This window comes from Lutibacter sp., from assembly GCF_013139515.1.
Taxonomy (GTDB): Bacteria; Bacteroidota; Bacteroidia; order Flavobacteriales; family Flavobacteriaceae; genus Lutibacter.
In genome coordinates this window covers 23,022-30,643 of the sequence record NZ_WTAR01000100.1, presented here as the reverse complement: position 1 = coordinate 30,643, position 7,622 = coordinate 23,022, and the positions used below count along the sequence as shown (strand labels likewise).

10 protein-coding genes and 1 tRNA gene are annotated in these 7,622 nt (G+C 30.3%); 9 read left to right on the top strand and 2 right to left on the bottom strand.

Going from position 1 to position 7,622, the window contains the following annotated elements; genetic code table 11:
• Positions 1-655: polyprenyl synthetase family protein (locus GQ540_RS09395; protein ID WP_291800375.1), on the top strand; the 655-nt coding region annotated here is incomplete at its 5' end.
• Positions 655-1,002 carry a hypothetical protein gene (locus GQ540_RS09390; protein WP_291800373.1) on the top strand — a complete coding sequence of 116 codons (348 nt, stop codon included), beginning with the start codon at positions 655-657 and terminating at the stop codon, positions 1,000-1,002. The genes GQ540_RS09395 and GQ540_RS09390, both read left to right, overlap by 1 nt.
• Here GQ540_RS09390 and GQ540_RS09385 read toward each other — a convergent pair.
• The gene (locus tag GQ540_RS09385; RefSeq protein ID WP_291800371.1) at positions 986-1,504 is read right to left on the bottom strand and encodes an alpha-ketoglutarate decarboxylase; all 519 of its coding nucleotides are present in this window, start codon (positions 1,502-1,504) and stop codon (positions 986-988) included. The genes GQ540_RS09390 and GQ540_RS09385 overlap by 17 nt on opposite strands.
• A gap of 100 nt (positions 1,505-1,604) precedes the next feature.
• Here GQ540_RS09385 and GQ540_RS09380 point away from each other — a divergent pair.
• Positions 1,605-1,678, top strand: a tRNA-Ile gene (locus GQ540_RS09380).
• A gap of 359 nt (positions 1,679-2,037) precedes the next feature.
• Here GQ540_RS09380 and GQ540_RS09375 read toward each other — a convergent pair.
• On the bottom strand, positions 2,038-2,625 hold the full coding sequence (locus tag GQ540_RS09375; RefSeq protein ID WP_291800369.1) for a riboflavin synthase: 588 nt from the start codon (positions 2,623-2,625) through the stop codon (positions 2,038-2,040).
• 62 nt (positions 2,626-2,687) lie between these two features.
• Here GQ540_RS09375 and pdxA point away from each other — a divergent pair, with 62 nt between their 5' ends.
• The 6 genes from pdxA to accC all read left to right on the top strand — a co-directional run bounded on the left by pdxA (position 2,688) and on the right by accC (position 7,621).
• Complete coding sequence (gene pdxA / locus GQ540_RS09370; RefSeq protein WP_291800367.1) at positions 2,688-3,740, top strand: 4-hydroxythreonine-4-phosphate dehydrogenase PdxA; 1,053 nt, start codon at positions 2,688-2,690, stop codon at positions 3,738-3,740.
• A gap of 56 nt (positions 3,741-3,796) precedes the next feature.
• Entirely contained in the window at positions 3,797-4,357 is a 561-nt protein-coding gene (locus tag GQ540_RS09365; RefSeq protein ID WP_291800365.1) for a DUF177 domain-containing protein, read from the top strand.
• Positions 4,344-4,538, top strand: a complete 195-nt coding sequence (gene rpmF, locus GQ540_RS09360; RefSeq protein WP_291800363.1) for a 50S ribosomal protein L32 — start codon at positions 4,344-4,346, stop codon at positions 4,536-4,538. The genes GQ540_RS09365 and rpmF overlap by 14 nt, the downstream gene beginning before the upstream one ends.
• A gap of 154 nt (positions 4,539-4,692) precedes the next feature.
• On the top strand, positions 4,693-5,688 hold the full coding sequence (locus GQ540_RS09355) for a beta-ketoacyl-ACP synthase III (RefSeq protein ID WP_291800361.1): 996 nt from the start codon (positions 4,693-4,695) through the stop codon (positions 5,686-5,688).
• Positions 5,689-5,713: 25 nt separating this feature from the next.
• Entirely contained in the window at positions 5,714-6,190 is a 477-nt protein-coding gene (gene accB / locus GQ540_RS09350) for an acetyl-CoA carboxylase biotin carboxyl carrier protein (protein WP_291800359.1), read from the top strand.
• An 81-nt stretch (positions 6,191-6,271) separates the two neighbouring features.
• Positions 6,272-7,621: an acetyl-CoA carboxylase biotin carboxylase subunit gene (gene accC / locus GQ540_RS09345; protein WP_291800356.1), complete on the top strand. Its 1,350-nt coding sequence runs from the start codon at positions 6,272-6,274 to the stop codon at positions 7,619-7,621.
• The last annotated feature ends 1 nt before the right edge of the window (position 7,622 follow it).

Here is a 7,622-nt window from a genome sequence, read left to right as displayed (position 1 = left end):
AGGTGATGCTATGATGATTATGGCGTATCAGTGTTTTGAAAGTTATGAGCCAATAACTTTTAAAAAACTGATGCTACTTTTTAATAAAACATCTTTAGAAGTTTGTGAAGGCCAACAATTAGATATGGATTTTGAAACTAGAAATGATGTTTCAATTCCAGAATATTTAAAAATGATTACCTATAAAACGTCCGTTTTGGTTGCTGCAGCTATGAAAATGGGTGCTATTATAGCTAATATTGAAGAAAAAGAAGCTGAAGCAATTTACAATTTTGGTTTAAACCTAGGAATTGCTTTTCAGTTACAAGATGATTATTTAGACACTTTTGGAGATGCTGCAGTATTTGGAAAACAAATAGGAGGTGATATTTCTGAAAATAAAAAAACATTTTTATATCTGAAAGCATTAGAAGTTTGTGGAGAAAGTGATAAACAAAAATTGCTAGATTTTTATACCATTAATAAGAATGGTAATAGTAAAGTTGAAGAAGTAACAGATTTATTAGAGAGAAATGAACTGAAAGAAATTACAATTCAGGAAATAGAATTATACACGAATAAAGCGTTTAAGGTTTTAGAAACTTTAACTGTTTCAGAAGAAAAGAAGCAAGTTCTTAAAGATTTTGGTGTGAGTTTAATGAAACGTACTATTTAATGTTAACCGAACAAAATTCTATAGCGCTTTTACAGAAGGTTGAAATTGAAAATTTATTCCAACAATTAATTCAACAATTAAATAAAGATTTTCAATTATCTAATTTAGATAAAACCTTTGATTTGTCAGTTACGCCAATTCAATTAAAGGAAAAGTTAAGTGAAATTTTATTAGATTTAATTACGAATCATTATGATGATTATTTGAACTTTTTATACAGAGTTGATGTATCTGAAAATGAATTAGCAATTATAAAAGCTGAAAATTTAGAAGCTACAATTGATCAAATAACCTTTTTAATTTTAAAAAGAGAATATCAAAAAGTTTGGTTTAAAAATAAACTCTAAACACTGGGGTTAGAGCAGATGAGTATATGATATTTGTAGTTTTATCAAACAAAATATCGTAGCGTAAACCCATAGAAAAATTTCCTGTAACATATTCTGCGCCAATGTACAATGCATTTTGTTTTAAGTCGGTCACGTCAATTGTTGAGTATTTTTGATTAACCTTTAATTGTTCAAACTCAGTAGTAAGCTGTAAATTTTTAATTGGTTTATATAATGCTAAAACACTTCCACCATAGTGGTTGGTGGTTGGGTTAATTATAGATTTTGTTTTTACATAAATATATGTAAAACTTAAACCAGCACTAAATGTATTGGAAAAGTCGTAAATAACACTTGGAGAAATAGCAAATGTTGAATAAGAACTTCCAACACCAATATTTATACCACCTCCAAAGCGAACATCATCTATAAAACGATGTTGTTCTAAATCAGAATTTTGACCAAATAAATTAATATTAACAAAAATAATAAAGAGCAATAAAATTTTGATTTTGTGCATGTTAGTTGTTTTTAGCTAAGGTAATTTATTTTTTCTAATTTTTTGTGAAATAAATATTGTGCATCATATAAATATGTATTATTTTTGCGTCCTAATTTTAGGTCTCATAGCTCAGTTGGTTAGAGCACCTGACTCATAATCAGGGGGTCCAAGGTTCGAGCCCTTGTGGGACCACAAAATAAAAAGACTTTACTTAATTGTAAGGTCTTTTTTTTATGCTATAAAGTTATGCTACCACTACTCAAATAGCTAGTTTAATACGCTTGATAACATTTTACTTCAAATAGTGAATATTGCTAATATTTCACAAAAAAAGACACCTTTTGCGACCCCCATCAAAAACCAAAAGACTCCCATTTTAAAAAATCAACTATTTGTTATTAATAAATGTAAGGTGAATTCTAATGGAATTTGCGCTTTGCAATGTAGATTAAAGCACAAAAATTAGAGGTAAAACTAGTAGTTGTTTTACAAAATATTTCAAAACCAATTTCTATTTATTTTGAAAAACATGTGTGAAATAACTGAGAATGTTAGTGTTTTTCTAACAACCTAGCTACATACTTCCCAATTACATCAAATTCTAAATTAATTACAGTGCCTTTTTTAAAGGTGTGAAAATTTGTGAATTCATATGTGTAAGGAATAATTGCTACAGAAAAACTATGCTGTTTTGAATTTACAACGGTTAAGCTAGTTCCGTTAATTGTTATAGACCCTTTTTCAATAGTAATATTACTTAAAGAGGTATCATACTCAAAACTATAAACCCAGCTACCATTTTCTTCAGTAACATTTGTGCAAGTAGCCGTTTGATCAACATGACCTTGAACAATATGCCCATCTAGTCTTGCACCAAGTATCATTGCACGTTCTAAATTGACGATATCACCAATTTTAAGATGCTTAAAATTAGATTTATCTAACGTTTCTTTAATTGCTGTTACGGTATATTCGTTCTCATTAATGTTAACTATTGTTAAGCAAACACCATTGTGAGCAACACTTTGATCTACTTTCAGTTCTGAAGTAAAATTACTTTCAATAGTAATATGAAAATTTTCACCATCTTGAACAATGTTTTTTACAATACCTAAACTTTCTATTATACCTGTAAACATAATTTTATCAATTTAATTGACTACTTTTGAACATTCAAAATTAAGAATAATAAACCTGATTAATGAACAAATCGGAAAAAATAAAAGTAGGAATTTCTATAGGAGATTTTAATGGTATTGGTATAGAAATAGCTTTAAAAACATTCTTAGATAAACGCATGTTAGATTTTTGTACGCCTATATTATTTGGGTCTACGAAATTAGTAACTGCCTATAAAAAAACAATGAATATTAATATTCCATTCAATGGAATAAAGGATGCTGATAAAGCAATACATGGGAAATTAAATATCTTAAATTTATGGAATGAAGATATTGAAATTAATCTTGGAGAACCTACTGAAGATTCAGGGAAATATGCTTTTTCTTCGTTAGAATCAGCTACAAAATCCTTAGTTGATGGGAAAATAGATGTTTTAGTTACAGCTCCTATTAATAAGGATAATATTCAATCGGAAGATTTTAAATTTCCGGGGCATACAGAATTTTTAGAATCGAAACTAGAAGGTGAGAGTTTAATGATATTGATGTCTAATGAGTTAAGAATAGGTTTAATAACGGGCCATATACCAGTATCTGAAATAGCTAAAACAATTACAACCGATTTAATTCAGAAGAAAGTAGCAATATTACATGCTACCTTAGTGCAGGATTTTGCCATATCAAAACCAAAAATTGCAGTTTTAGGACTAAACCCACATTGTGGAGATAATGGAGTTATAGGAAATGAGGATGATGAAATTATTAGACCAACAATTACTAATATTCAAAATGAAGGTAAATTAGTGTACGGACCTTATGCGGCAGACAGTTTTTTTGGTTCAGGAAATTATAAAAACTTTGATGCAGTTTTAGCAATGTATCATGACCAAGGCTTGGCGCCTTTTAAAACATTAGCATTTGGTGGAGGAGTTAATTATACAGCTGGTTTAAATAAAATTAGAACTTCACCAGATCACGGAACGGCTTATGATTTGGCTGGTAAAGAGTTAGCAAATATTAACTCGTTTAAGGAAGCTGTTTTTAGCGGAATTCAAATTTTTAGAACAAGAAACGAGTATAAAAGTTTGACAGAAAACATTTTAAAAGTAAAGCCAAAAAAAGAAAAACGATAAATTTTTAAAATTTGTGTATAATTTTATATCTTTGCACGCTCAAATTGAAGTTCTAAATGAAAGATTTAAAAGAGTTTGACATTTCTTTTGTTGGTTTAAAAGAAGGAAATCATCAATTTGAGTATATAATTAAGAATACGTTCTTTGATTTTTTTAACTATGATGAATTTTGTAATTCAAACATAAAAGTAGTTTTATCCTTTTTGAAAAAAGCTACTATGTATGAGTTGAATTTTGTTTTTTTAGGTTGGGTAGAAGTTACTTGTGATATTACAAACGAGTTATTTAAACAACCAATAGAAACAAAATTTGATTTAATTATAAAATTTGGAGATGAATATAATGACGAGAATGAGGAATTATTAATTATTCCTTACTCAGATTATAAACTAAATGTAGCACAATACCTATATGAAGTAATTGTATTGGCGATACCATTAAAAAGAATACACCCAGGTGTAAATGATGGAACATTACAATCAGAAGTGTTAGAAAAATTAAATGAATTACAAGTAAAGGACCAAAAGGAAGAAGAAAATAAAAAAGAAATTGATCCTAGGTGGAATAAATTAAAAAACATACTAATAGATAAAAATACAAGTAATGGCGCATCCTAAAAGAAAAATATCAAAAACTAGAAGAGATAAGAGAAGAACTCACTATAAAGCAGTTACACCACAAATTGCTGTAGACCCAACAACTGGTGAAGCACATTTATATCATAGAGCTCACTGGCACGAAGGTAAAGTATACTACAGAGGTCAAATTGTAATAGATTCTGAAGAAATTCAAGCTTAATTAGTTTTAAGTAAAAAAGCACCAAAAACTCTCATTTCTGAGGGTTTTTTTTGTTTTTATGCCTAAAATGAATCAAAAAATGATAAAATTCAGTAAAAAAACAAATTATATTTTACTACTTTTACCCACTCTTTTTGATAAAAGAAAATAAACTATGACAAAAATTACCGCAGCAATTACCGCCGTTGGAAAATATGTTCCCGAAGACATTTTAACAAACGCAATGTTAGAAGAAATGGTTGATACCAATGATGAATGGATTACTTCAAGAACAGGGATAAAAGAGCGTAGAATTTTAAAGGGAGAAGGGAAAGGAACTTCTTACATGGCAATAAAAGCAGCTCAACAATTAATTGAAAAGAAAAAATTAGACCCAAAAGAAATTGATTTAGTGATAGTTGCTACAGCAACACCAGATATGCAAGCTGCAGCTACAGCTGTTTACACAGCTTCTCAAATAGGCGCCACTAATGCTTTTGGATTTGATTTGGAAGCAGCATGTTCAAGTTTTTTATATGGGATGTCAGTTGCTTCAAGCTTTATAGAATCAGGTAAACATAAAAAAGTATTACTTATTGGAGCAGACAAGTGTTCTTCAATGATTGATTATACAGACAGAGCAACATGTATTATTTTTGGAGATGGAGCAGGAGCAGTATTATTTGAACCAAATGAAGAAGGTTTAGGTTTGCAAGATGAATATTTACGTAGTGATGGAACTGGAAGAGATTTCTTACAAGTAAAAACCGGAGGATCATTGTATCCAACAACAAAAGAAGCGATAGATAATAAAGAAAATTTTGTTCGTCAAGATGGTAAAACTGTTTTTAAAAATGCAGTTTTTAATATGGCTGATGCAACTGTGAAAATTTTAGAACGAAATAATTTAACTAATGAAGATGTAAATTGGCTTGCGGCTCACCAAGCTAATAAAAGAATAATTGAAGCTACAGCCAATAGAATAGACTTAGATAGCTCAAAAGTAATGATGAATATTCAAAAATATGGAAATACAACGTCAGCTACTTTACCTTTGCTTTTGGCAGACTACGAAGAACAACTTAAAAAAGGAGATACTATAATTTTTGCAGCATTTGGTGGTGGTTTCACTTGGGGATCAATTTACTTAAAATGGGCATATAACTCATAATTATTATAATACTAAAACCAAACATATGGATATAAAAGATATTCAAAACCTGATTAAATTTGTAGCTAAATCTGGCGCAAGTGAAGTAAAGTTAGAAATGGAAGATATTAAAATCACCATTAAAACTGGGTCAGAAAAAACAGAAACTACTATTTTGCAACAAGCTCCAATGGGAATTCCACAAATGCCTGTTGCTGCTGCACCAGTTGCTGCTGTTGAAGCACCTGCTGCAGAAACAGTAAAAAAAGAAGAAACTTCAAAATATATTGAAATTACTTCGCCAATTATTGGTACATTTTATAGAAAACCTTCACCAGATAAATCTGTTTTTGTTGAAGTAGGTGATACAGTAAGTTCTGATACTATAGTTTGTATGGTTGAAGCAATGAAACTATTTAACGAAATTGAAGCTGAAGTATCAGGAAAAATAGTAAAAGTATTAATTGAAGACGGAACTCCAGTTGAGTTTGGTCAACCATTATTTTTAGTAGATCCAGCATAATGTAAAATCACAATTTTTAATTCTCAAATTCCAAAATTTATTTGGAATTTGTTTTTTGAATATTGAAAAATTGAAGAATTTATGTTTAAAAAAATATTAATTGCCAATAGAGGTGAAATAGCACTACGTGTTATTAGAACCTGCCGAGAAATTGGAATAAAAACAGTTGCTGTTTATTCAACGGCAGATGCAGAAAGTTTGCATGTACGTTTTGCAGATGAAGCGGTTTGTATTGGACCAGCAGCAAGTAGTGAATCGTATTTAAAAATGTCAGCAATATTAGCAGCCGCTGAAATTACAAATGCAGATGCAATTCATCCTGGTTATGGATTTTTATCAGAAAACGCTAAATTTTCTAAATTATGTGAAGAACATGGGATTAAATTTATAGGTGCTTCTGAAGAAATGATTAGCAGAATGGGAGATAAAGCTTCTGCACGTGCTACAATGAAAGCTGCAGGTGTACCTACAATTCCGGGTTCTGAAGGCTTATTAGATACATTTGAAGAAACTGAAAAATTAGCTAATGAAATGAACTACCCTGTAATGCTAAAAGCAACTGCAGGAGGTGGAGGAAAAGGAATGCGTGCCGTTTGGAAAAAAGAAGACTTAAAAGATATGTGGGACGCGGCAAGGCAAGAAGCTTTTGCTTGTTTTGGAAATGACGGAATGTATATGGAAAAGCTGATTGAAGAGCCTCGTCATATTGAAATTCAAATTATTGGAGATTCATTTGGTAAAGCTTGTCACTTATCAGAAAGAGATTGTTCTGTTCAACGTCGTCATCAAAAACTTACTGAAGAAGCTCCGTCGCCATTTATGACTGTTGCTTTAAGAAAGAAAATGGGTGATGCAGCAGTAAAAGCTGCAGAATATATTAAATATGAAGGAGCTGGGACTGTTGAATTTTTAGTTGATAAGCATAAGAATTTCTATTTTATGGAAATGAATACGCGTATTCAAGTTGAGCATCCAATTACCGAACAAGTAATAGACTACGATTTAATTTACGAACAAATAAAAGTAGCAGCAGGAATTCCAATTTCAGGAAAAAATTATTTACCTAAATTACATTCTATAGAATGCAGAATTAATGCTGAAGATCCATATAAAGATTTTAGACCTTCGCCTGGTAAAATAACAACATTACATATTCCTGGAGGTCATGGAGTTAGAATTGATACTCATGTGTATGCAGGGTATACAATTCCAGCTAATTATGATTCAATGATTGCTAAATTAATTACAACTGCTCAAACTCGTGAAGTTGCCATTAGTAAAATGAGAAGAGCTTTAGACGAATTTGTAATTGAAGGAGTAAAAACTACAATTCCTTTTCATAGACAGTTAATGGATCATCCAGATTATATTGCAGGTAATTACACTACCAAATTTATGGAAGATTTTGTACTGCTTCCAGAAGATGAATAAA